Source organism: Cupriavidus sp. HPC(L), assembly GCF_000307735.3.
GTDB lineage: Bacteria > Pseudomonadota > Gammaproteobacteria > Burkholderiales > Burkholderiaceae > Cupriavidus.
Genome location: NZ_AMPR02000146.1, coordinates 15220 through 38211 on the forward strand (window position 1 = coordinate 15220; position 22992 = coordinate 38211).

20 protein-coding genes are annotated in these 22992 nt (G+C 69.4%); 9 read left to right on the top strand and 11 right to left on the bottom strand.

Annotated elements, in window-relative coordinates:
- Positions 1 to 115: 115 nt before the first annotated feature.
- Positions 116 to 3748 carry an indolepyruvate ferredoxin oxidoreductase family protein gene (locus tag B551_RS10440; RefSeq protein WP_023264039.1) on the bottom strand — a complete coding sequence of 1211 codons (3633 nt, stop codon included), beginning with the start codon at positions 3746 to 3748 and terminating at the stop codon, positions 116 to 118.
- Positions 3749 to 4003: 255 nt separating this feature from the next.
- Between B551_RS10440 and B551_RS10445 the strand changes: the two genes are divergently transcribed.
- Both B551_RS10445 and ppk2 read left to right on the top strand, forming a co-directional pair.
- The gene (locus B551_RS10445; protein ID WP_043438718.1) at positions 4004 to 4912 is read left to right on the top strand and encodes a LysR substrate-binding domain-containing protein; all 909 of its coding nucleotides are present in this window, start codon (positions 4004 to 4006) and stop codon (positions 4910 to 4912) included.
- Positions 4913 to 5060: 148 nt separating this feature from the next.
- The gene (gene ppk2 / locus B551_RS10450) at positions 5061 to 5990 is read left to right on the top strand and encodes a polyphosphate kinase 2 (RefSeq protein ID WP_006576539.1); all 930 of its coding nucleotides are present in this window, start codon (positions 5061 to 5063) and stop codon (positions 5988 to 5990) included.
- Between the two features lie 39 nt (positions 5991 to 6029).
- On the opposite strand, the gene B551_RS10455 is transcribed toward ppk2, so the two are convergent.
- Positions 6030 to 7121, bottom strand: coding sequence for a substrate-binding domain-containing protein (locus tag B551_RS10455; RefSeq protein WP_023264040.1), 1092 nt, complete (start codon positions 7119 to 7121; stop codon positions 6030 to 6032).
- A 168-nt stretch (positions 7122 to 7289) separates the two neighbouring features.
- On the opposite strand from B551_RS10455, the gene B551_RS10460 reads away from it, so the two are divergent.
- The 5 genes from B551_RS10460 (at position 7290) to B551_RS10480 (ending at position 13572) form a co-directional block, all read left to right on the top strand.
- Positions 7290 to 7847 (top strand): formate dehydrogenase subunit gamma, encoded by a 558-nt coding sequence (locus B551_RS10460; protein ID WP_006576540.1) that lies wholly within the window; start codon positions 7290 to 7292, stop codon positions 7845 to 7847.
- Entirely contained in the window at positions 7844 to 9439 is a 1596-nt protein-coding gene (locus tag B551_RS10465; protein WP_006576541.1) for an NADH-quinone oxidoreductase subunit NuoF, read from the top strand. The genes B551_RS10460 and B551_RS10465 overlap by 4 nt, the downstream gene beginning before the upstream one ends.
- 116 nt (positions 9440 to 9555) lie before the next feature.
- The gene (fdhF, locus tag B551_RS10470) at positions 9556 to 12438 is read left to right on the top strand and encodes a formate dehydrogenase subunit alpha (RefSeq protein ID WP_023264042.1); all 2883 of its coding nucleotides are present in this window, start codon (positions 9556 to 9558) and stop codon (positions 12436 to 12438) included.
- Between the two features lie 103 nt (positions 12439 to 12541).
- Positions 12542 to 13348, top strand: coding sequence for a formate dehydrogenase accessory sulfurtransferase FdhD (gene fdhD, locus B551_RS10475; protein ID WP_052511330.1), 807 nt, complete (start codon positions 12542 to 12544; stop codon positions 13346 to 13348).
- Between the two features lie 2 nt (positions 13349 to 13350).
- Positions 13351 to 13572 carry a formate dehydrogenase subunit delta gene (locus B551_RS10480; protein ID WP_006579197.1) on the top strand — a complete coding sequence of 74 codons (222 nt, stop codon included), beginning with the start codon at positions 13351 to 13353 and terminating at the stop codon, positions 13570 to 13572.
- A gap of 151 nt (positions 13573 to 13723) precedes the next feature.
- Here the strand turns inward: B551_RS10480 and B551_RS10485 are convergent, their stop codons facing one another.
- The 4 genes from B551_RS10485 to B551_RS10500 all read right to left on the bottom strand — a co-directional run bounded on the left by B551_RS10485 (position 13724) and on the right by B551_RS10500 (position 16803).
- Positions 13724 to 13981 carry a HigA family addiction module antitoxin gene (locus B551_RS10485; protein ID WP_371259309.1) on the bottom strand — a complete coding sequence of 86 codons (258 nt, stop codon included), beginning with the start codon at positions 13979 to 13981 and terminating at the stop codon, positions 13724 to 13726.
- A gap of 32 nt (positions 13982 to 14013) precedes the next feature.
- Positions 14014 to 14481: an MgtC/SapB family protein gene (locus B551_RS10490; protein ID WP_023264044.1), complete on the bottom strand. Its 468-nt coding sequence runs from the start codon at positions 14479 to 14481 to the stop codon at positions 14014 to 14016.
- 152 nt (positions 14482 to 14633) lie between these two features.
- Positions 14634 to 15329: a transglycosylase domain-containing protein gene (locus B551_RS10495; RefSeq protein WP_006579194.1), complete on the bottom strand. Its 696-nt coding sequence runs from the start codon at positions 15327 to 15329 to the stop codon at positions 14634 to 14636.
- Between the two features lie 337 nt (positions 15330 to 15666).
- Positions 15667 to 16803, bottom strand: a complete 1137-nt coding sequence (locus tag B551_RS10500) for an HPP family protein (RefSeq protein ID WP_043438709.1) — start codon at positions 16801 to 16803, stop codon at positions 15667 to 15669.
- Between the two features lie 182 nt (positions 16804 to 16985).
- Between B551_RS10500 and B551_RS10505 the strand changes: the two genes are divergently transcribed.
- Positions 16986 to 17804 carry a TOBE domain-containing protein gene (locus B551_RS10505; protein WP_023264045.1) on the top strand — a complete coding sequence of 273 codons (819 nt, stop codon included), beginning with the start codon at positions 16986 to 16988 and terminating at the stop codon, positions 17802 to 17804.
- 342 nt (positions 17805 to 18146) lie between these two features.
- Here B551_RS10505 and B551_RS10510 read toward each other — a convergent pair whose 3' ends face one another.
- From B551_RS10510 to B551_RS10530, 5 genes are all read right to left on the bottom strand, one after another.
- Positions 18147 to 18860 carry a sulfate/molybdate ABC transporter ATP-binding protein gene (locus B551_RS10510; RefSeq protein WP_006579125.1) on the bottom strand — a complete coding sequence of 238 codons (714 nt, stop codon included), beginning with the start codon at positions 18858 to 18860 and terminating at the stop codon, positions 18147 to 18149.
- A gap of 92 nt (positions 18861 to 18952) precedes the next feature.
- Complete coding sequence (modB, locus tag B551_RS10515) at positions 18953 to 19624, bottom strand: molybdate ABC transporter permease subunit (protein WP_006579124.1); 672 nt, start codon at positions 19622 to 19624, stop codon at positions 18953 to 18955.
- Positions 19625 to 19650: 26 nt separating this feature from the next.
- Positions 19651 to 20463 (bottom strand): molybdate ABC transporter substrate-binding protein, encoded by an 813-nt coding sequence (gene modA / locus B551_RS10520; protein ID WP_006579123.1) that lies wholly within the window; start codon positions 20461 to 20463, stop codon positions 19651 to 19653.
- A gap of 205 nt (positions 20464 to 20668) precedes the next feature.
- Positions 20669 to 21169: a helix-turn-helix transcriptional regulator gene (locus B551_RS10525; RefSeq protein WP_006579122.1), complete on the bottom strand. Its 501-nt coding sequence runs from the start codon at positions 21167 to 21169 to the stop codon at positions 20669 to 20671.
- A gap of 102 nt (positions 21170 to 21271) precedes the next feature.
- Positions 21272 to 22213: a 2-hydroxyacid dehydrogenase gene (locus tag B551_RS10530; RefSeq protein ID WP_023264046.1), complete on the bottom strand. Its 942-nt coding sequence runs from the start codon at positions 22211 to 22213 to the stop codon at positions 21272 to 21274.
- 210 nt (positions 22214 to 22423) lie between these two features.
- Here B551_RS10530 and B551_RS10535 point away from each other — a divergent pair, with 210 nt between their 5' ends.
- Positions 22424 to 22948, top strand: coding sequence for a nucleoside 2-deoxyribosyltransferase (locus B551_RS10535; protein WP_023264047.1), 525 nt, complete (start codon positions 22424 to 22426; stop codon positions 22946 to 22948).
- Positions 22949 to 22992: the final 44 nt, after the last annotated feature.

Genomic DNA, 22992 nt, shown 5'->3' on the forward strand with positions numbered 1-22992 from the left:
TTCCCATCGCCGACAAACACGGTCGTCCCCGCGAAGGCGGGGACCCAGTGGCGTTGAAAGACGCTGGGTTCCCGCGTTCGCGGGAACGACCATCCTGGGCCTCAGGGCATCCGCATCAGGCCGCCACGCGCTGGCCGTCGGCAACAACGCCACCGCGATAACGCGCCATCAGCTCGGCGCGGCGCTCGGCCGCCTTGCGCATGCTCGCTTCCTTGACCGGCCCGAAGCCACGGATATCGTCGGGCAGGTTGGCAAGGGCCAGGGCGGTGTCGAAACGCTCGGCATCCAGGCTGCGCGCGAACTCTTCGACCATCGCCAGATACTCGTCCACCAGCCGCCGTTCCTCCCGGCGTTCCGCCGTGCGGCCGAACGGATCGAGCGGCGTGCCGCGCAGTCCTTTCAGCTTGGCGAGCAGCCGGAACAGCGTCATCGTGCGCGGGCCGAAGCGGCGCTTGGTGGGGCGCTTGAGCGGCCATCCGTTGCGCGTCTCGCCGGACAGCAGCGGCGGCGCCAGCCAGAAGTTCAGCTGGTAGTCGCGGCCGGGCTCGCCGTCGAACTGCGCGCGCAGCTTGTCGAGGAAGGCTGGATCGGCGTACAGCCGCGCGACCTCGTATTCGTCCTTGTAGGCCATCAGCTTGGCCAGGTTGCGCGCGACCGCCTCGGTCAGCGGCAGCTTGCGGTCGGCGCCGAGCGCCAGCTCCGCCTGCCGTATCTTGTCGACGGCGGCCAGATAGCGCGCGGCATAGGCGTCGTTCTGGTAGGCGCGCAGCAGCGCGGCGCGGTCCTGGATCAGGCGGTCAAGCGTCTGCGGGAGCGGCAGCACCTGTGTCGATGCGGCCCCATTCGGGCGTGAAGCCGGACTCATGCCATCGAGCGCCGCGCGTACCGCCGTCTCGCCGCGATGCGCCAGCGCACGGCCCCAGGCAAACGCCAGCAGGTTCTTCTGCACCGCGACGCCGTTCAGCGTGATCGCGCGCGTCAGCGCCGCCAGCGACAGCGGCACCCAGCCGCGCTGCCACGCGAAGCCCAGCAGCAGCGGGTTGGCAAAGATCGCGTCGCCCAGCAGCCTGACGGCCCATGCGTTCGCATCGAGGAAGGCGCACGCCTCGCCGACGTTGTCGCGCAGGTCCTGCTCGGCCGACGCGCCGGGAAAGCGCCATTTCGGGTTGGTGATCAGCTCGGCGGTCGGCGTGCGTGCGCTGTTGATGGCCGCGGCGGTCACGTCGCGCCGGACCTTGGACAGCACCTCGGCCGAGGCCGACACGATCGCATCGCAACCGATCACCAGCCGCGCCTCGCCGGTGGCGACGCGCGTGGCATGCAGCGCTTGCGGCGTCGCGGCGATCTGCACGTGGCTGAGCACCGCGCCGCCCTTCTGCGCGAGGCCTGCCATGTCGAGCACCGTGACGCCCTTGCCTTCGAGATGCGCGGCCATGCCGAGGATGCCGCCGACCGTCACCACGCCGGTGCCGCCGACGCCGGTCACGACGATGCCGTAGGCCCGTTCCAGCGCCGGCAGCGTCGGCAAGGGCAGGGCGTCCAGATCGATCGCGTCCGATTTTCCACCCGGCGTTCCGGCGGCCGCGGGCTTGCGCACCTGCGCACCCTCGGCCGTCACGAAGCTCGGACAGAAGCCGTTCAGGCACGAGAAGTCCTTGTTGCACGACGACTGGTTGATCTTGCGCTTGGTGCCGAGCTCGGTTTCCAGCGGTTCGACCGACAGGCAGTTCGACTGCACCGAGCAGTCGCCGCAGCCTTCGCAGACCGCGTCGTGGATGAAGGCGCGCCGCGCCGGATCGGGATAGTCGCCGCGCTTGCGCCGGCGGCGCTTCTCGGTCGCGCAGGTCTGGTCGTAGATCAGCACGGTGACGCCCGGCGTGTCGCGCAGGTGCCGCTGCACGTCGTCGAGCTGGTCGCGGTGATGCACGGCGATGCCGACTGGCAGCCCGCCGCCGCCGGCGTACTTGTCGGGTTCGTCGGTGACGACGACGATCTCGCGCGCGCCTTCGGCCAGCACCTGATGCGCGATGCGCGGCACGGTCAGCACGCCGTCGACCGGCTGGCCGCCGGTCATCGCCACCGCGTCGTTGAACAGCACCTTGTAGGTGATATTGGCCTTCGCCGCGATCGCCGCGCGGATCGCCAGCAGGCCCGAATGGAAGTAGGTGCCGTCGCCCAGATTGACGAACACGTGCTTTTCATCGGTGAAGTGCATCTGGCCGGTCCACGCCACGCCTTCGCCGCCCATCTGGCTGAAGGTGTCGGTATTGCGGTCCATCCACATCGCCATGTAGTGGCAGCCGATGCCGGCCAGCGCGCGCGAGCCCTCGGGCACGCGCGTCGACGTGTTGTGCGGGCAGCCCGAGCAGAACCACGGCTTGCGCTCGACCGACAGCCGCGGACGGGCCGCGTCGCGTTCCTTGGCCTCGATCAGCGCGACGCGCGCGGCGATGCGCGCGCGCACGTCGTCGGGCAGATCGGCCTTGTCGAGCCGGCGCGCGATCGCCTTGGCGATGATCGCCGGCGACAGTTCGTAGTGCGCGGGCAAAAGCCAGCTGCCGCGCGGCACCGACCATTCGCCGCCCTCGTTGTCGCGTTCGTCGAACTTGCCGAACACGCGCGGGCGCACGTCGTCGCGCCAGTTGTACAGCTCTTCCTTCAACGCGTATTCGAGGATCTGCCGCTTTTCCTCGACCACCAGGATCTCGTCGAGGCCGGTGGCGAACTCGCGCGCGTCCTGCGCGTCGAGCGGCCACACGCAGCCGACCTTCATCACGCGGATGCCGATACGCGTGCAGGTATCGTCGTCCAGGCCCAGGTCGGCCAGCGCCTGCCGCACATCGAGATAGGCCTTGCCGGCGGTCATGATGCCGAAGCGCGCCCGCGGCGAATCGACGACCACGCGGTTCAGCCTGTTGGCGCGCACATAGGCCAGCGCCGCGTACCACTTGTGGTCCAGCAGCCGTGCCTCCTGCGCCAGCGGCGGATCGGGCCAGCGGATATTGAGCCCGCCCTCGGGCATCGTGAAGTCCTGCGGCAGCACGACCTGGACGCGGTCCGGATCGATGTCGACCGAGGCACTCGACTCGACCACGTCGGTGACGCACTTCATCGCCACCCACAGCCCCGAATAGCGGCTCATCGCCCAACCGTGCAGGCCGTAGTCGAGGTATTCCTGCACGGTGGACGGGTACAGCACCGGAATGCCGGCGGCGATCAGTACGTGCTCGGACTGGTGTGCGACCGACGAGGACTTGGCGGCGTGGTCGTCGCCGGCCAGCAGCAGCACGCCGCCATGGGGCGCGGAGCCGGCGGAGTTGGCGTGCTTGAGCACATCGATCGAGCGGTCGACGCCCGGGCCCTTACCGTACCACATCGAAAACACGCCGTCGCGCTGCGCACCGGGGAACAGGTTGACCTGCTGCGTGCCCCAGACCGCGGTGGCCGCCAGGTCTTCGTTCAGCCCGGGCTGGAACACCACGTCGCTGCCCGCCAGATGGGTCTTGGCCTGCCACAGCGCCTGGTCGAGCCCGCCCAGCGGCGAGCCGCGGTAACCGGACACATAGCCGGCGGTATTGAGCCCGGCGGCGCGGTCGCGCGCCTTCTGCAGCATCGGCAGGCGCACCAGCGCCTGGGTGCCGCTCAGATAGACGCGGCCTTTCTCCACGGTGTACTTGTCGTCGAGGCTGACGTTGGCCAGCGCGTCGGCGAGGGCCTGTTGCTGCGCGGGCGAGAGCGGGCTGTTCATGGGGGTGTCTCCGGCTGATGGCGATATCGGCCGCCCACGTCGGGCGGTATCGTTCGATATGCGTTTTTGCTGTGCGCGCTCGGCATGCGCGTTCTGTTCGCCGGACGAGTGTAGGAAAGCACCTCGCTATCGTAAAATCACAAATTCAGAGCGCTGATATTTGGTAATCGCATGGCTGCCCGACCGCCTTCTCCCTCGCTTCCGACCGCCGTGACCGGCGGTGCCTCGCGCGACGCCAAGACGCGTCCGGCGCCGCTGGCCCGCGACATCACGCTGCGGCAGCTGCGTTATTTCCAGGCGGCCGCCGAGACCGGCCAGTTCTCGATGGCGGCCACGCGCGAGCACGTGTCGCAGTCCGCCATCACCAATGCGGTGCTGGCGTTGGAGCAGCGCCTGGCCGTGCGGCTGTTCGACCGGCTGCCGCACGGTGTTGCGCTGACCGCCGAAGGGCACCGGCTGCTGCAGCGGGTCGCGGGCATTCTCGATTCGGTCGAGGACATGCTGCGCGAACCGTCTCTGCAGGGCCCCAGCCAGCAGGGAACGGTGTCGTTCGCCGCCTCTTACACGGTGCTGGGCTATCTGCTGCCGGCCTTGCTGGCGCGCTTTCGCTCGCACTATCCGGACATCGTCTTCGACCTGCGCGACCTCGACCGTGTCGAGATCGAGGAGGCGGTCTTGTCCGGCGAGATCGAGCTCGGCGTGGTGCTGCTGTCGAACGTCGCGCGCCCGCAGCGCTTCGCGCACCGCACGCTGATCCGCTCGCGCCGGCAGCTGTGGGCCGCGCCGGGCCATCCGCTGATGCAGGGCGGCGCGCCGACGCTGAAGGAGGTGGCCGCCCACCCGTACATCCTGCTGACCGTCGACGAGGGCGAGACCTCGACGCTGCGCTACTGGAAGGGCAAACGGCTGTCGCCCGACATCGCGTTCCGCACCACGTCGATGGAGGCGCTGCGCGGGCTGGTGGCGCACGGCTTCGGCGTCACGGTGCTGTCGGACATGGTGTTCCGGCCGTGGTCGCTGGAAGGCAAGGAGATCGAGGCCAGGCCGCTGGCCGACGCCGTGCCCGACATGGAGGTCGGCCTGATCTGGCGCCGCGACGAGCCGCTGAGCGAGCCGGCGCAGCTGCTGCGCGACTTTCTGGTCTACGCTTGTGGAACGCCGTGATGTCGTCTCGGGCCGCGCTTTGATCCGGTGATTTCACGGCACTGACATACCGGCAAGCTACGCTGGCGAGCCGCCCGGCCACGGGCGAGGTCCGGCTGGCGTGTTGGCGCAGCGTCGTGAAGCGTGTAGCAGCGTGAAGGAGCGTGAGATGACCCCGAGCGAAGAAGAACTGGTACGCCGCATCCACCGCGAGGTGGCGGACCACTACGATGAGGAATTCGAGCTCGCGCTCGAGGACGGCGACGCGCAGGCGCTGCTGAACTCGGACTCGCTGCCCGGCGGCGCGGTCGACCGGGAATCGCGCCGGCACTATTTCAGCGAGCTGTTCCGCCTGCAGGGCGAGCTGGTCAAGCTGCAGAGCTGGGTGGTCGCCACCGGCCAGAAGATCGTCATCGTGTTCGAGGGTCGCGATGCCGCCGGCAAGGGTGGCGTGATCAAGCGCATCACGCAGCGGCTCAATCCGCGCGTGTGCCGCGTTGCCGCGCTGCCCGCGCCGAACGACCGCGAGCGCACGCAGTGGTACTTCCAGCGCTATGTCTCGCATCTGCCGGCGGCCGGCGAGATCGTGCTGTTCGATCGCAGCTGGTACAACCGCGCGGGCGTCGAGCGCGTGATGGGCTTCTGCACCGACGACCAGTACGAGGAGTTCTTCCGCTCCGTGCCCGAGTTCGAGAAGATGCTGGTGCGCTCGGGCATCCGGCTGATCAAGTACTGGTTCTCGATTTCGGACGAGGAACAGGAGCTGCGCTTCCTGTCGCGCATCCACGATCCGCTGAAGCAGTGGAAGCTCAGCCCGATGGACCTCGAATCGCGCCGCCGCTGGGAGGCCTATACCAAGGCCAAGGAAATCATGCTGGCGCGCACGCATATCCCCGAGGCGCGCTGGTGGGTCGTGCATGCCGACGACAAGAAGGTCGCGCGGCTGAACTGCATCCACCATCTGCTGACGCTGATTCCCTATCGCGAGATCGAGCAGCCGGAAATCGTGCTGCCCGAGCGCCAGCGCAGCCAGGACTACGCACGCCAGCCGGTGCCCGACGAGATGTGGGTGCCGCAGGTCTACGGTTCGCTGGGTTGAGCGCTGGGTCGGGCGCTGGCTTGACCGCCGGCTCGATCGCTAGCGCGGACGCTGCAGCCCGGGAAAGGCCTGCGGCAGCGTCAGCACGGTGCCGGTCAGCGTCGCGTCGTAGCCGGGCAGCGCATCGACCCGTTCGCGAAAGCCGCCGCTGGTCAGCGCGGCCACCGCATCGGCCAGCATCGGACTGCGCAGCCGTTCGCGTTCGATCGCGAAGAAATAGCGTTCCTTGAGCACCGGCACGAAGTCGAGTCCGAAGCGGCGCGCCGCCGTTTCGACGCCGAAGCCGACGTCGGCCATGCCGCTGCCGATATACGCCGCGACCGCGGCATGGGTGAATTCGCCGTTGCTGTAGCCTTCGATCCGCGCAGGGTCGATGCCTCGTGCACGCAGGATCAGGTCGAGCAGCAGGCGGGTGCCCGAACCGACCTGGCGGTTGACGAAGCGCACGTCCGGCCGCAGCAGGTCATCCAGCCGCGTGATTGCCTTCGGATTGCCGCGTGCGACGAACAGCCCCTGCGTGCGCACCGCCAGATGGATCAGGCAATGCCGCTCGGGATGCAGCCAGTGCGCGAAGCGCTCGAACGTCTCGGCCTCGAACTCGCCGATCGGCACATGAAAGCCCGCGATATCGCAGTCGCCGGCGGCCAGCGCGGCCACCGCTTCCAGGCTGCCGCAGTACTTCAGGTCATGGCGGACCTTGTGCTCGTCGAGAAAGTCGCGCAGCGCGGCGACCGCGAAGCCGTGGCTGGCATGCAGCCGCAGCGCGCTGACCGAGGCGTCGAGCACCTTCTTCAGTTCGATCTCCAGTTCCGATGCGAGGCTCTCCAGCGTCGGCGACAGCCGTGCGCCGATGCGCTTGCTGGCCCAGACCAGTTGCTGCGACAGCGGCGTCAGCATGCTGCCGCGGCCGCGGCGCTTGTCGATCAACGGGCCGCCGAACAGCGACTGCGCATCTTCGAGCAGACCCCAGGCATAGCGGTACGACAGCCCGATCGCCTCGCACGATTGGCGGATGCTGCCGGTGCGTTCGATCTGGGCAAGCAGCGTCACCAGCCGCGAGACATCGAGTGGCGCGGCCCGGTTGCTGTCGTCGCGCACCTGCAGGTGCGGCTGGATGGCGATTCTCAACATAGGCGAAAAATAGCATATTGCCGCTCGTGTGCGCGCTGCCTATAGTCCCGGCATGGCAAAAAAACCCGGGAATTGGGCGTCGATGGGCGCGCGAGGCGGCCGGGGTGGAGTCCCTACAATATGCAAAAAATAGCCTATATGGAAGGCGCGGCATCCGAAGGCGCGGCTATGAAGGCGCCGGATGCCGAGGCCGCCGATCGCATCGCGGCGATCCTGCGCGCCCGCCAGCACCAGCCCGGCGCCTTGCTGCCGATCCTGCACGACGTCCAGGACGCCCTCGGCTTCGTCCCCCCGGATGCGGTGCCCGCGATCGCGCAGGCGCTGAACCTGTCCCGCGCCGAAGTCCACGGCGTGATCAGCTTCTACCACCATTTCCGCGACCGGCCCGCGGGACGGCACGTGCTGCAGCTGTGCCGCGCCGAGGCCTGCCAGGCGGTCGGCGCCGATGCGCTGGCCGAGCACGCGCAGCGCGAACTCGGCTGCGGCTGGCACCAGACCAGTGCCGATGGCGCCATCACGCTCGAGCCGGTCTATTGCCTGGGCCAGTGCGCGGTGGGACCGGCGCTGATGGCCGGCACCGAACTGCATGGCGGCGTGACACCGGCGCGGCTCGACGCCTTGCTGACCGCGCTGCGGCAGCGCGATGCGCGGCACGACGACGTCAGGGATGGCGATGTGCTGCAAGACGGGACCGCCCCCATGTCCCACAACGAGGTGAGCCGATGAGCGCGACACGCAATCCAATGGCCGCCGCACCCATGACGGTGTTCGTCCCGCGCGATTCCACCGCGCTGGCCATGGGCGCCGAAGCGGTGGCGCGCGCGATCGCCAGCGAAGCCGCGGCACGCGGCGACGCTGTACGTATCGTGCGCAACGGCTCGCGCGGGATGTTCTGGCTCGAACCGCTGGTCGAGGTACAGACGCCGGCCGGACGAATCGCCTACGGGCCGGTCAGCGCCGCCGACGTGCCCGCGCTGTTCGATGCCGGCCTGCTGCGCGGCGGCAACCATCCGTTGTGTCACGGCATGACCGAATCGATTCCGTTCCTGCGCGAGCAGGAGCGGCTGACGTTCGCCCGCATGGGCATCACCGATCCGCTGTCGCTCGACGACTATCTGGCGCACGGCGGCTATCGCGGCCTGACGCGTGCGCTGGCGATGGGCGGCGCCGATATCGTGCACGAGGTCACCGAGTCGGGCCTGCGCGGCCGCGGCGGCGCGGCCTTTCCGACCGGCATCAAGTGGAACACGGTGCTGAAGGCGGACAGCGACGTCAAATACGTGGTCTGCAATGCCGACGAAGGCGACTCGGGCACGTTCTCCGACCGCATGGTGATGGAGGGCGATCCGTTCATGCTGATCGAGGGCATGACGATTGCCGGGCTTGCGGTCGGTGCGGAACAGGGCTACGTCTACGTGCGCTCGGAATATCCGCACGCGATCGCGGTGCTCGAACGTGCGATCGCCATCGTCACCTCGGCGGGCTGGCTGGGCGACGATATCGACGGCAGCGGCCGCCGTTTTGCGCTGGAGGTGCGCAAGGGCGCGGGCGCCTATGTCTGCGGCGAGGAAACCGCGCTGCTCGAAAGCATGGAAGGGCGCCGCGGCATGGTGCGCGCCAAGCCGCCGCTGCCGGCGATCCATGGCCTGTTCGGCCGTCCCACCATCATCAACAACGTGATCTCGCTGGCGACCGTGCCGGTAATTCTTGCTGAGGGCGCGCAGCATTATCGCGACTTCGGCATGGGCCGCTCGCGCGGCACGCTGCCGTTCCAGCTGGCCGGCAATATCGCGCGCGGCGGCCTGGTCGAGAAGGCGTTCGGCGTCACGCTGCGCGAGCTGCTGTACGACTACGGCGGCGGCGCGCGCAGCGGCCGGCCATTGCGCGCGGTACAGGTCGGCGGTCCGCTTGGCGCCTATCTGAACGAAGCGCGCTGGGACGTACCGCTCGACTACGAGGCCTATGCCGCGTTCGGCGGCGTGGTCGGCCACGGCGGCATCGTTGCCTTCGACGACACCGTCGACATGGCGCGGCAGGCGCGCTATGCGATGGAATTCTGCGCGGTCGAGTCCTGCGGCAAGTGCACGCCGTGCCGGATCGGCTCGACCCGCGGCGTCGAGGTCATCGACAGGCTGATGGCCCAGCCCGATCCCGCCCGGCGCACGCAGCAGGTGCGGCTGGTGCGCGACCTGTGCGACACGATGCTGCACGGCTCGCTTTGCGCGATGGGCGGCATGACGCCGTATCCGGTGCTGTCGGCGCTCGACGGCTTTCCCGAGGACTTCGGCCTGCCGCCGCTGCCGGCGCGGGCCGCGTGAAGACGCACGCAGCTGCACTGCTTTGCATCGCTGCAGCTTGAAGACACTGGGCCCCCGCCTGCGCGGGGGCGACAGGAAAAAGCCTCGCTCCATACACGACCCTGCGGAGTTCGACCTTGCACCCCCACCACGATATCGATTACGGCACGCCGCGGCGCGAGGCCGAACAAACCGTCACGCTGGAAATCGACGGCGTCGCCGTCACCGTGCCCGCCGGCACCTCGGTGATGCGCGCCGCGGTCGAGGCCGGCGTCCATGTGCCCAAGCTGTGCGCCACCGACAGCCTCGAGCCGTTCGGCTCGTGCCGGCTGTGCCTGGTCGAGATCGAGGGGCGGCGCGGCTATCCCGCGTCGTGCACCACGCCGGCCGAGCCGGGCATGAAGGTGCGCACGCAGACCGGCAAGCTCGCCGAGATCCGTCGCGGCGTGATGGAACTGTATATCTCGGACCATCCACTCGATTGCCTGACGTGCCCGACCAACGGCAACTGCGAACTGCAGGACATGGCCGGCGCGGTCGGCCTGCGCGAGGTCCGCTACGGCGACGATGGCGCCAGCCATCTCGATGCAGTCAAGGACCAGTCGAACCCGTACTTCGAGTACGACCCGTCAAAATGCATCGTCTGCAACCGCTGCGTGCGCGCCTGCGAGGAAACGCAGGGCACCTTCGCGCTGACGATCAGCGGGCGCGGCTTCGAATCGCGCGTGACGGCGGGGCAGGGCGAGTCCTTCATGGAATCGGACTGCGTGTCGTGCGGCGCCTGCGTGCAGGCGTGTCCGACCGCGACGCTGACCGAGACCTCGCTGATCCGCATGGGCCAGCCCGAGCACAGCGTGGTGACCACCTGTGCCTACTGCGGCGTCGGCTGCGCCTTCAAGGCCGAGATGAAGGGCAACGAGGTGGTGCGCATGGTGCCGTACAAGGACGGCCAGGCCAACGAGGGCCATGCCTGCGTCAAGGGCCGCTTCGCCTGGGGCTACGCCACGCACCAGGACCGCATCCTGAAGCCGATGATCCGCGCCAGCATCCAGGACCCGTGGCGCGAGGTGTCGTGGGAGGAGGCGATCGGCTACGCCGCCGCGCAGTTCCGCCGCATCCAGCAAAAGCATGGCCGCGACGCGGTCGGGGGCATCGTGTCGTCGCGCTGTACCAACGAGGAAGGCTATCTGGTGCAGAAGCTGGTGCGCGCGGCCTTCGGCAACAACAACGTCGACACCTGCGCGCGCGTCTGCCACTCGCCGACCGGCTACGGCCTGAAGCAGACGCTGGGCGAGTCGGCCGGCACGCAGACCTTCCGTTCGGTCGAGCGCTCGGACGTGATCCTGGTGATCGGCGCCAATCCCACCGACGGCCATCCGGTATTCGGCTCGCGGCTGAAGAAGCGGCTGCGCGCCGGCGCCCGCCTGATCGTCATCGATCCGCGCCGCATCGATCTGGTCCGGTCGCCGCACGTGCGTGCCGACTACCATCTGCAGCTGCGCCCCGGCAGCAATGTCGCGGTGCTGACCGCGATGGCCCATGTGATCGTCACCGAGGGGCTGCTGGCCGAGGACTTCATCGCCGAGCGCTGCGAATCGAGGGCGTTCGGGCTGTGGCGCGAGTTCGTCGCGCGGCCCGAGAACTCGCCCGAGGCGATGGCCGAGGTCACCGGCGTGCCGGCCGAGCAGCTGCGCGGCGCCGCGCGCCTGTACGCGACCGGCGGCAATGCCGCGATCTACTACGGGCTGGGCGTCACCGAGCACGCGCAAGGTTCGACCGCGGTGATGGCGATCGCCAACCTGGCGATGGCGACCGGCAACATCGGCCGCGAGGGCGTCGGCGTCAATCCGCTGCGCGGGCAGAACAATGTGCAGGGGTCCTGCGATATCGGCTCGTTCCCGCACGAGCTGCCGGGCTACCGGCATGTCTCCGATTCGACCACGCGCGGCCTGTTCGAGCAGGCGTGGAACGTCGAGATCAGCCCCGAGCCGGGCCTGCGCATTCCCAATATGTTCGAGGCCGCGCTGGGCGGCAGCTTCAAGGGCCTGTACTGCCAGGGCGAGGACATCGTCCAGTCCGATCCGAACACGCAGCACGTGGCCGAGGCGCTGTCGTCGATGGAATGCATCGTGGTGCAGGACATCTTCCTGAACGAGACCGCCAAGTACGCGCACGTGTTCCTGCCCGGCTCGTCCTTCCTCGAGAAGGACGGCACCTTCACCAACGCGGAGCGCCGCATCTCGCGCGTGCGCAAGGTGATGCCGCCCAGGGCCGGCTATGCCGACTGGGAGGTCACGATGTTGCTGTCGAACGCGCTCGGCTATCCGATGGACTATCGTCATCCGTCCGAGATCATGGACGAGATCGCGCGGCTGACGCCGACGTTCGCCGGCGTCAGCTACGCGAAGCTTGACGAGCTCGGCAGCATCCAGTGGCCGTGCAATGCGCAGGCGCCGTCCGGCACGCCGATCATGCACGTCGACACCTTCGTGCGCGGCAAGGGCAAGTTCATCATCACGCGGTTCGTGCCGACCGAGGAAAAGGTCAACCGGCGCTTCCCGCTGATCCTGACCACCGGCCGCATCCTGTCGCAGTACAACGTCGGCGCGCAGACGCGGCGCACCGACAACGTGCGCTGGCACGACGAGGACCGGCTCGAGATCCATCCGCACGATGCGCAGGAGCGCGGCATCGCCGACGGCGACTGGGTCGGCATCGTCAGCCGCGCCGGCGAGACGGTGCTGCGCGCGCTGGTCAGCGAGCGCATGCAGCCGGGCGTGGTCTACACGACGTTCCACTTCCCCGAGTCGGGCGCCAACGTGATCACCACCGACAACTCGGACTGGGCCACCAACTGCCCCGAATACAAGGTCACCGCGGTGCAGGTGCTGCCGGTCGCGCAGCCGTCCGAATGGCAGCGGCGCTATCGGGACTTCCATGACGAGCAGTTGCGGCTGTTGCGGGCGGCGAATGCGGTGGCGGAGGACGAGAAGGCGGAGGCGGGCCATGCTGGTCTGTGAGCGCGGCGCGGTCGCGCGCGATGAGACCGGTCCGTACCGCGCCGATCGGTACGAGGCCGGTCCAAACGAGGCCTGTCCATACGAGCGCGACGGCGATCTGCCGATGCCGTACGCCACGGTCGAGGTCGCGCGCTGCGAAGGCGAGGGCGGCGACATGGCGCTCGCCTTCGACGATGTCGCCGAAGAAGTCCCCGTGGCGCTCGAATACAACGGCATCTCGCACGCGGTGATGCTGGCCACGCCGGTCGATCTCGAAGATTTCGCCGTCGGCTTCAGCCTGACCGAAGGCATCGTCGCGAACGCGCGCGACGTGTTCGAGATCGACACGCAGGCCGGCGAGCAAGGGGTCGCGGTGCAGTTGCGCATTGCCGGCGATGCCTTCGCGCGGATGAAGACGCGGCGTCGCGCGATGACGGGCCGCACCGGCTGCGGGCTGTGCGGCGTCGAATCGCTGTCGCAGGTGGCGCGCATGCCGGCGCCGGTCGCGAGCACCGCGCGCTTCGATGGCGCGAGCCTGCATGCCGGTTTTGCCGAGCTGCAGCAGCGCCAGGCGCTGCTGCGCCATACCGGCGCGACTCACGCGGCCGGCTGGCTGCGCGCCGATGGCACCGTGGCCTTCGTGCGCGAGGACGTCGGCCGCCACAACGCGCTCGACAAGCTGATCGGCGCGCTGGCGCGCAGCGGCGAGCCGGTCGCCGACGGCGCGGCGCTGGTCACCAGCCGCGCCAGCTACGAGATGGTGCTCAAGGCCGCCAGCGCCGGCATCGGGATACTGGCCGCCGTCTCTGGACCCACCGCGATGGCGGTCCGGCTGGCCGAACAGGCCGGCGTCACGCTGGCCGGGTTCGTGCGCCCCGGCCGCCATGTCGTCTACACTCATTCCGCGCGGCTGCTGCCGCCACGCTGCTGATCATGAACCTCGACAACCTGGTCAAGATGGCCAACCAGATCGGAACCTTCTTCGCCGCGATGCCCGACCGCGACGAGGCGCTGGCCGACATCGCCACCCACCTGCGCCGCTTCTGGGCACCACCGATGCGCCGAGCCTTGCTCGAGGGTGTCGACAACGGCCAGGCGGATGCCGTTGCGCCGATCGTCCGCGCGGCACTGGAGCGGCATCGGGAGCGGCTGTAAGGCGTTGCCCCGCGCGGTGCACCGGGATTGCGCTCAGCCAATCCAGCGCAAGGCCGCTACGCCGCCTTGGCCTTGCGCGGCGCGACTTCGGAGCGAATGGCGTCGCCGACCTGCTGTTCGGCGGTCTTGAGATCGTAGGCCTGCTGAAGGTTCAACCAGGTTTCGGCGTCCCACCAAAATAGCGCGCCAAACCCAGAGCGATCTCGCTGGCCACGCCGGCATCGCCGCGGACGATCGCGTCGATCTGCGCGGTGCCGACATGCAATTCCTTTGCCAGTTCCGCGATCGATAGATCGAGCGGCACCAGATACTCCTCGCGCAGGATCTCGCCCGGATGAACCGGACGCATGCCGTTGTGGAAACGAGCCATAGCGCGCTCCTCGCCTGGTCGTGGATCAATGGCCCGCATGGTAGTGTGTCTTGGCGGCGCGCAGGCACGAACTACTTGATCCGCTGCAGAATCTCCAAAATCACCAGCGTAAAAATCGTAGCGAGCAGCGCGGTCGCTTCGCGCCCCATGCCGGCGGCGACGCCGATGGCGGACACCATCCAGATGCTGGCGGCGGTGGTCAGGCCCTTGATGCTTTCCTCGCTATTGAGCTTGATGATGGCGCCGGCGCCGAGGAAGCCGATGCCCGAGGCGATGCCCTGCAGTACGCGGCTCATGTCGGCCAGCGGCACGCCGGCCTGCAGCGGCACCAGCACGAACATCGCGGAGCCCAGCGCGACCAGCATATGGGTGCGCAAGCCGGCGGCCTTGCCGGCGGCTTCGCGTTCGTAGCCGATCATCGCGCCGAGCAGCATCGCCATGCCGAGCCGGACCACGACCCGGGTCGCTTCCTCGATGTCGGGAATGTCGGCGAACTCCGTCCGCAGCGCGCCCAGCATGTCTGACCAGATGCCATCCATCGTTGCCTCCCCGAGAGTCCGCCGTCGTGGCGTGGTGAGCGGGTTCGGCGCAGGCGGAACCCGGCTGCCAGCAGGCTAGCATGGAGACGCGGGGCGGGGCAGTCGGTTCGGCACTGACATGGCCCGGCCGAACGGGGCCTGTCGATGGGGGGCTAACGCAGCCGCAGCGGTTCGAGCAGCGCGGCGTCGTACTGGTGCCGGTCGATGCGGCCCAATTCCAGCATCCGCAGCAGGATATAGGCTTGCCGCTGGCGCGCGCGGCGGGGATTGACGACCGGGTTGTTGGCCGACGGCGCCTTCGGCAGGCCGGCCAGCATCGCGGACTCGGCCAGCGTCAGCTCGGCCAGGGGCTTGCCGAAATAGGTGCGCGCGGCCTGCGCGAAGCCGTACGCCCCTTCGCCGAGATAGACCTTGTTCATGTACAGCTCGAGGATCTCGTCCTTGCTGAACGCGCCCTCGATGCGGTAGGCCAGCAGCGCCTCGTACAGCTTGCGGGTATAGGTCTTCTCACGCGACAGGAAGAAATTGCGCGCGACCTGCATCGTGATGGTCGACGCGCCCTGCGACAGGTCGTCCGACAGATTGGCCAGGCCCGCGCGGATCACGCCGACGTAGTCGATGCCGTCATGCACGTAGAAGCGTTCGTCCTCGATGGCGACCACCGCCTGCGTCAGCGCGGGCGGCATCCTGTCCAGCGGCACGTAGCCGGCCGAATGGCGGAACGCGGCGATGGCGTCGAGCGGTGGCAGCTGGCGGCCGGCGACCACCACGGCGAGCGTGGCCAGCAGCGCGCAGGTTGCCAGCACGAGGACGAACAAGCCGAGGAGGTGCGACCAGAGACGATTCATGGGCCGCTATTTTGCCAGTGTTGGGTGGCAGAGCCGTGATGGCGGGATTGGGCCGTATCGGTGAGGGGCACGCCGTTTGCCCTCTGCCCCAGCCCCTCTCCCGCGAGCGGGTGACGGGAGCGGGAGACGGGAGCGGGATGCCGCAAGCGCGTTCGCAATCGCTGTGGCGTCCGCTTGCCGGTGTGTTCTCCCTCTCCCGCTTGCAGCAGAGGGGAGCGCGTCGTCGCGGATTGGAGCGACGACGTGTGGAGCTTGCCCGTGGTGTTCTCCTCTCCCGCCTGCGGGAGAGGGCCGGGGAGAGGGCCGGGGAGACGGCACACAGCCGCCGATCGCCCCGTCACCGCTTCAACAACGCGGCCAGCAGGTCCGACTGCGTGATCAGCCCGAGCAGTCGCCGTTGCTCGTCGACCACCGGCATCAGGTGCCAGCCGCCGTCGGACATCGCGCCCGCCAACTCGACGATGGGCTGGTCGGGGCGCGCGGTCGGCAGCTCGGTCAGCATCGCGTCGCGCACCAGGCCATCGGGACGGCGTTGGCCCTTGGCGGGGTCGCCGGAGAACAGGTCCGGCAGCGCGACCAGGCCGACCAGCCGGCGCTGGCGCGGCGATACCACCGGCAGCGCCTGCAGCCGGTGGCGGGTCAGCAGGGTCCAGGCCTCGCTGAGGCGCTGGTCGGCGTGGACCGCCACCACGTCGCGCGACATGATGTCGCCGCAGCGGATGTCGCCGAAGCGGCGTCCGAACGCGCGCAGTTCGGCCGCGACCAGGATCTCTTCGAGGTCGTCGCGGTCGACGTCGAGGAATTCGCCGCGCGCCGCCAGCACTTCGTCAAGGTCTGCCCGGGTGAAGCCGACGCGCTGGCCCGGAGGCGGATCGCTGGTGCCATGTCCCGGCACCGGGGGCGGCGGCCGATGCGGATAGCGGCGCCCGGCCAGGTTGTTGAACGACAGCGCGATCAGCAGCATCAGCATCGAATTGAGCGCGACCGGGAACAGCACGAAGGCATAGCCGAGCTTGGCGACCGCCGGGCCGCCGAACACCGCGGTGATGGCGACCGCGCCGGCCGGCGGATGCACGCAATGCAGATGGAACATCAGGCCGATCGCCACCGCGACCGCGACGGCCGCCGCCAGACCCGGGTCCGGAATCCAGCGTGCGCAGGTCACGCCCACCAACGCCGCCAGCAGATTGCCGCCGATCACCGACCAAGGCTGCGCCAACGGGCTCGACGGCACGGCGAACAGCAGCACCGCCGAGGCGCCCATCGGCGCGATGAACCAGGGGTTGTGCCCGCCCAGCATATGCCGGCTGATCCACTCGGTGCAGGCCAGCGCGAACAGCGCGCCGAGGCAGCTCTTGATCCGCTCGCGGCTGCTTGCCGCCACCGGCATCGGGACGAAGGCGGCCAGCCAGCCGCGCCAGCGCAAGCGGATTTCGCCGGCCAGGGCAAGGAGGGGAGAGGATCGGGAGAACATGAAGGCGCCAGCGCGTGCCGCGACGCAGCAAAAAAAGCGTCGCGCAAAAAAGCCGTCAATGTATCACGTGATGACATACCTTGCCGGCGGCCCGCCGCGGCAGGGCTTGGGCGAGCGGGCCGGCGCGGTAACATAGCGCCGTTCCGATACCGATACGCCGCCCTGTGGCGGCGCCATGCCTCATGCTCGAACTTCAGGGCGCGATCTGGTTTCGCGCCGGCAGCCAGGACCTCGGCGGCAAGGACCGCATCGCGCTGCTCGCCGCGATCGCCGAACACGGTTCGATCACGGCGGCCGCCAAGGCGGTCGGGCTCAGCTACAAGGCGGCGTGGGACGCGGTCGACGCGATGAACAACAGCGCCGGCGAGCCGCTGGTGGTGCGCGCCGCCGGCGGCAAGGGCGGCGGCGGCACGATGCTGACGCCGCGCGGCGAAGGGCTGGTGCGCACCTATCGCGCGCTCGAGACCGAGCACCGCGCCTTCGTCGCGCAGCTGTCCCGCGTCAGCGAGCAGCTCGACGCGACGGCCGCCGACGCGCTGCAACACGATATCCATCTGATCCGGCGACTGATGATCAAGACCAGTGCACGAAACCGGCTATTCGGCACCGTGACCCGGGTGCGGACCGGCGCGGTAAACGATGAGATCACGCTGGCGCTGGCCGGCGGGCAGCAGGTGGTTGCCACGGTCACGCACGAGAGCGTCGAGACGCTGGGCCTGGCGCCGGGCAGCGAGGCGTTCGCGCTGGTCAAGGCCTCATCGGTGATGATCGGCGTGCCGTCGCCCGGCCTGCGGCTGTCCGCGCGCAATCAGCTGCCGGGCACGGTGGCGCGCATCGTGCCGGGGGCCGTCAATGCCGAGGTCGTGCTGGCGCTCGATGGCGGCGCCACCATCGCGGCGATCGTCACGCATGCCGGGCTCGACGAGCTGGGCCTGGCCGAGGGCGCGCCGGCGCTGGCGATCTTCAAGGCGTCGAGCGTGATCCTGGGGACGATGGACTGAGGTCCACGGGTTTGCACCCCTCTCCCGCTTGCAGGAGAGGGAGAACACCTGAAGTCCACGGCTTGCTTCCCTCTCCCGCTTGCGGGAGAGGGGCGCGGGGAGGGCAGTGGGCCGACGTTGTGCCGTCGCGGTTCGAAACCACCCCCTCGCCCCAACCCTCTCCCCCGTGAGGGGGAGAGGGAGAACACCTGAAGTCCACGGGTTTGCTCCCCTCTCCCGCTTGCGGGAGAGGGGCGGGGGAGAGGGCAGTGGGCGGACGTTATGCCGTCGCGGTCTGAAACCACCCCCTCTCCCCGACCCTCTCCCCCGGGAGGGGGAGAGGGAGAACACCGCGCGGCGTGGTCAAGCGCGGGGCACGCCGATTTGACCCGGCTCGCTATCGTCGCGCCTCCCCCCATGAATCCGCCCATCGCGGATCTCCATCACATGGTCCGCCAGCGCCGCGACATCGTCCGGATCGTGCGAGATCACCAGCATCGGCACCTCCAGACTGCTCTGCAGCGCGCGCAGTTCGGCCCGCATGCGCGCGCGCAGCGCCGGATCGAGCGCGGAGAACGGTTCGTCGAGCAGCACGATATCGGGCCGGGTCGCCAGCGCCCGGGCCAGCGCCACGCGCTGCTTCTGGCCCCCGGAAATCTCGGCCGGATAGTGCCCGCGAACCTCCTGCAGGCCGAAGGCGTCGAGCCAGCGCTCGGCATCGTCGTGGCTCTTGCCGCGCGGCGGATTGCGCCAGCCGCGCGCCAGCCCGAAGGCCACGTTCTGCGCGACGGTCAGGTGCGGGAACAGCGCATAGTCCTGGAACAGATAGGCGACGCGCCGCTGCTGCGGCCGCACGTCGATTCCCGCCGCTTCGTCGAACAGCGTGCGCTTGCCGAGCACGATGCGTCCGTGGTCGGGCCGCAGCAGCCCGGCGATCGCGCGCAGCGTCAGCGTCTTGCCGGCGCCCGACGGGCCGAACAGCGCGATGCGGCGGCTGGCGGACGAAAAGCCGATATCCAGCGCGAAATGCCGGTCGGCGGTATCGAGCCGCTTGCTGACCTGGACCTGCAGCGTCATGGCGTTGGATCCGGCGACAGGCGGGCTCGCAGAAGGATTGACAGCCGGGGTCGCAGGCAGCGGGACTGGCATGGCGTCGTCCATTCGGCGATTCAGCGCACCGGCTGCCGCGTGCTCGGCACCAGGCGGCCGGCGATCACCAGCAGCAGCACGCAGGTCAGCGAGGTGACCAGCACCAGCAGGTTGGCGGTATTGTCGTCGCCGGCCTGCACCGCCTCGTAGATTGCCACCGACAGCGTCTGCGTGCGGCCGGGCAGGTTGCCCGCGACCATCAGCGTCGCGCCGAACTCGCCCAGCGCGCGAGCGAAGGCCAGCAGCACGCCGGCGGCGATGCCGCGCACCGCCAGCGGCAGCGTCACGCGAAACACGATGCCGGCCTCGCTGACGCCGAGCACGCGCGCGGCATGCTCGAGCTGCGGATCGACGCCCTCGATCGCCGCGCGGGCGGACTTGAGCACCAGCGGAAAGGCGACGATGGTCGCGGCAAGCACCGCGCCCTGCCAGGTGAAGACCAGCTCGATGCCCAGCGACGACAGCCATTCGCCGAACACGCCGCGGCGTCCGACCAGCACCAGCAGGTAGTAACCGAGCACGGTCGGCGGCAACACCAGCGGCAGCGTCAGCACCGCGTCGACCAGATCGCGCAGCGGCGAGCGCCAGCGCGACAGCGCCACCGCGGCGGCAACGCCGAGCACCGCATTGATCGCGGTGGCCCAGCCGGCCACCTTCAGCGACAGCGCCAGCGGGACCCAGACCGATTCCATCGGTGTCATCGAAGGACGGCGGGCGTTCAGCGCGTCCGGAAGCCGTGGCGCGCCAGCAGCGCCTGGCCTTCGGCGGACAGCACGAAGTCGACGAAGCGGGCCGCCTCGTCCTTCTGGCGGGAGCGGGCGGTCACGGCGATCGGATAGGTGACCGCGGTGCGCGTCGGCACCTGCGCGACGATGCGGACCCTCGACGGCATCGCGGCCGCGTCGGTGGCGAAGACGAAGCCCGCATCGACTTCGCCGCGCGCGACATAGTCGAGCGCCTGCCGGACGTTCTGCGCCGGCACGCCCTTGGCCGAGACGGCCTGCCACAGCCGCGCATCCTCCAGCGCGTCGCGGGTGTAGCGGCCGACCGGCACCGAGGCCGGATTGCCGTAGGCGACGCGCCGCACGTCGTCGCGCAACAGGTCGCGCGGCGCGCCGAGCTTCAGCGCGCTGTCGGCCGGCTCGATCATCACCAGCGCATTGGCGGCGAAATCGCGGCGCGAGCCCGGCACGATCATGTGTTCGGCCTGCGCCTTGTCCATCGCCTGCTGGTCGGCCGAGGCGAACACGTCGGCCGGCGCGCCCTGGACGATCTGCTGCATCAGCACGTCGGACGCGCCGAAGTTGAGGACCAGCTTCGTACCCGGATGCGCCTGCTCATAGGTGATCGCGACCGCGCGGAAGGCATTGGTCAGGCTGGCCGCGGCCGAGACCACCAGTTCGGCGGCCGCCGCCGGCCCGGCTGGCAGCAACGCCAGCGTGGCAAGCGCCGCCGCGGCGATAGCGCCGGACAGGCGCGAGCGCGGGCGGACCGGCGCGGTGGCGAGGGCGGGAGAACGGCTAGCACGCATGGCAGCTTGTCCGGGTTGACGGATTGGGTCGGGGAACGGGCGGCGCCATCAGAGGCGCCGTGCCGCAGCGAAGGGGCGCCGCTGGGGGACACCCGAGTCACATCGAGCGCAATATACGGCGGTATATAACGACGCGTCAATGCACCCGGACGCAGTGCAGCCGATACCGGCAATCTCCGCGAACGGCAATATCGGCGATACCCGCTCAGGGCACTTCGGGCACCAGCAGGTCTTCGAGGAAGTAGGCCGCCAGTTCGTGCCGGCCGCGCAGGCCGGCCTTGGCGTAGATGTTGGTCGCGTGCTGGCGCACGGTCTTGGGCTTGCTGTCGCGCACGCCGGCGATCTCTTCCAGCGACAGCCCCTTGATCAACAGGTAGGCGACCTCGCGCTCGCTGGTGGTCAGGTTCCAGCGGTCGAACTGGCTGCTGATCGCATGCCGCATCTGCAGGCCTGCCTGATGCGCGGCCGCGTCGCGTTGCGCGAGCGTCCGCTCGGCCTCGCCCAGCGAGGCGCGCAGCTGGCGGATCTCCTGATCGGTGCGCAGCCGCTCGCGCGCCAGCACGAACACGCCGGCCAGCGTGATCGAGGTGCCGATGGCATCGATGATGACGTGCTGGAGCCCTTCGGCCTCGTTGTAGTCGAACACCAGGTCGAAACAGGCGTACAGCGCGATGAAGACGAACAGGTAGAGAAAATGCCGTGGCATGGCTGTCACGAGGGCAGGGCGTGGTAACGGAAATCGCGCGGCGCGACGTTCGCGAGGAACGCCGCGCCGCGGCATGGGATGGGGCAGGCTCGCCGGGGAGACTTACACGATGGGCGTCAGCACCTTGCCGGTATCGAGGAAGGCGCGCAGATTGTCGAGCATCAGCGCCTGCATCGCGCCGCGCGTCTCGACCGTGCCGCTGGCCATATGCGGGGCCAGCACGACGTTGTCCAGTTCGGTCAGCACGGGCGGCACGCGCGGCTCGTCGCGGAACACGTCGAGCCCGGCGGCGCCGAGGCGGCCATCGCGCAGCGCTTCGACCATCGCGTCCTCGTCGATCACGCTGCCGCGCGCGACATTGACCAGCACGCCCTTCGGCCCGAGCGCCTCGATGACCTGGCGCGACACCAGCCCTTCGGTTTCCGGGCCGCCGACGCAGGTCACGACCAGGAAGTCCGCCCACGCGGCCAGTGCCAGCAGGTCCGGCTCATGACGCCACGGCGCGCCCTCGCGCGGACGCCGGTTGTTGTAGGCGACTTCCATGTCGAAGCCCTGCGCGCGCCGCGCGACCTTCTCGCCGATGCGGCCCAGACCAAGGATGCCCAGGCGCTTGCCCGACACGCGGCTGGTCAGCGGAAACGGCCCCTGATGCCAGCGGCCGGCGCGCACGAAGCGGTCGCCGTGCGAGATGCCACGGGCGGCATCGATCATCAGGCCGAAGGCGAGGTCGGCGACGCAGTCGTTGAGCACGTCGGGCGTGTTGCTGACCTGGATGCCGCGCGCGCGGGCCGCATCGAGCGCGATGCTGTCGTAGCCGACGCCGAAGCTGACGATCGCCGCCAGTTGCGGCAGGGCGTCGATGACCGCGGCGCTGCAGCCGTGCCGCGCCGAGGTCACGACCACGCGTGCCTGTGCGCCGTGCTCGCGCAGCCAGGCGGGCCAGTCGTCCTGCTCCCACAGCGCGGCCGCGCCGTGTTGTTGCTGCAGCGTGGCGTTCAGGTGCGGCGCGAGCGGGCCGATCTGGATCAGGTCGATGGCGGGCATGATGTCAGCTTCTTGTTGAGGGCAAGGCGGGGAAAAGACAGCAGAGTGTATCCTGCCGGACGGCGTCTTGTCCGTGCCGGCGGTCGCTGGGCACGGCCGCGATGTCGTTCCCGCGAAGGCGGGAACCCAGCGTCTTCAAGCGCCACTGGGTCCCCGCGTTCGCGGGAACGACGATGTTTTTTCACCTCGCCAATCTGGAATCCGAACACCATGCCCACCGTCTACCTCGCCGGCCCCGACGTGTTTCGTCCCGATGCGATGGCCCATGGCCAGGCGCTGAAGGCACTGTGCGCGCAGCACGGCTTTACCGGCCTGTTTCCGCTGGACCACCAGCTGCCGGCCGGCCTGGCCGGCGAGGCCGCGGCGCGCTGGATCTACCAGGCCAATGCCGCGCTGATCCGCCGCGCCGACCTGGTGATGGCCAATCTGGACGACTTTCGCGGGCCGGGAGAGCCGGATTCCGGCACGGCCTTCGAGGTGGGCTTCGCGGTCGCGCTGGGCAAGCCGGTGTGGGCCTATACCGGCGATCGCGGCACCATCGTCGAGCGCGCCACGGCGGGTCATGACGCGGAAGGCAGGCCGCTCGACGCGCGCGGCTTTCATGTCGAGGACTTCGGGCTCGGCAAGAACCTGATGCTGGCCTGCTCGGTGCAGTTGGTGCAGGGCGGGCCCGCGCAGTGCCTGGAGGCGATGGCGATGGCGATGGCGGCGGCGGGCGCCGGCGCCCAGGACTGAAGGCGCGGACGTCTCAAGGCCGGCGGCTGGCCGTCGCCGGCTCG

What these genes read in the sequence shown, in the direction of transcription:
- B551_RS10440 (WP_023264039.1), bottom strand. Translation starts at nt 3,748, where the DNA reads ATGAACAGCCCGCTCTCGCCCGCGCAGCAACAGGCCCTCGCCGACGCG.
- B551_RS10510 (WP_006579125.1), bottom strand. Translation starts at nt 18,860, where the DNA reads ATGACGCTGCAGGTCCAGGTCAGCAAGCGGCTCGATACCGCCGACCGG.
- B551_RS10480 (WP_006579197.1), top strand. Translation starts at nt 13,351, where the DNA reads ATGAACCTCGACAACCTGGTCAAGATGGCCAACCAGATCGGAACCTTC.
- B551_RS10455 (WP_023264040.1), bottom strand. Translation starts at nt 7,121, where the DNA reads ATGTTGAGAATCGCCATCCAGCCGCACCTGCAGGTGCGCGACGACAGC.
- B551_RS10500 (WP_043438709.1), bottom strand. Translation starts at nt 16,803, where the DNA reads ATGTTCTCCCGATCCTCTCCCCTCCTTGCCCTGGCCGGCGAAATCCGC.
- B551_RS10490 (WP_023264044.1), bottom strand. Translation starts at nt 14,481, where the DNA reads ATGGATGGCATCTGGTCAGACATGCTGGGCGCGCTGCGGACGGAGTTC.
- fdhD (WP_052511330.1), top strand. Translation starts at nt 12,542, where the DNA reads ATGCCGTACGCCACGGTCGAGGTCGCGCGCTGCGAAGGCGAGGGCGGC.
- B551_RS10530 (WP_023264046.1), bottom strand. Translation starts at nt 22,213, where the DNA reads ATGCCCGCCATCGACCTGATCCAGATCGGCCCGCTCGCGCCGCACCTG.
- B551_RS10495 (WP_006579194.1), bottom strand. Translation starts at nt 15,329, where the DNA reads ATGAATCGTCTCTGGTCGCACCTCCTCGGCTTGTTCGTCCTCGTGCTG.
- B551_RS10465 (WP_006576541.1), top strand. Translation starts at nt 7,844, where the DNA reads ATGAGCGCGACACGCAATCCAATGGCCGCCGCACCCATGACGGTGTTC.
- B551_RS10460 (WP_006576540.1), top strand. Translation starts at nt 7,290, where the DNA reads ATGAAGGCGCCGGATGCCGAGGCCGCCGATCGCATCGCGGCGATCCTG.
- B551_RS10525 (WP_006579122.1), bottom strand. Translation starts at nt 21,169, where the DNA reads ATGCCACGGCATTTTCTCTACCTGTTCGTCTTCATCGCGCTGTACGCC.
- B551_RS10505 (WP_023264045.1), top strand. Translation starts at nt 16,986, where the DNA reads ATGCTCGAACTTCAGGGCGCGATCTGGTTTCGCGCCGGCAGCCAGGAC.
- modB (WP_006579124.1), bottom strand. Translation starts at nt 19,624, where the DNA reads ATGGAATCGGTCTGGGTCCCGCTGGCGCTGTCGCTGAAGGTGGCCGGC.
- ppk2 (WP_006576539.1), top strand. Translation starts at nt 5,061, where the DNA reads ATGACCCCGAGCGAAGAAGAACTGGTACGCCGCATCCACCGCGAGGTG.
- B551_RS10535 (WP_023264047.1), top strand. Translation starts at nt 22,424, where the DNA reads ATGCCCACCGTCTACCTCGCCGGCCCCGACGTGTTTCGTCCCGATGCG.
- B551_RS10485 (WP_371259309.1), bottom strand. Translation starts at nt 13,981, where the DNA reads ATGCGGGCCATTGATCCACGACCAGGCGAGGAGCGCGCTATGGCTCGT.
- modA (WP_006579123.1), bottom strand. Translation starts at nt 20,463, where the DNA reads ATGCGTGCTAGCCGTTCTCCCGCCCTCGCCACCGCGCCGGTCCGCCCG.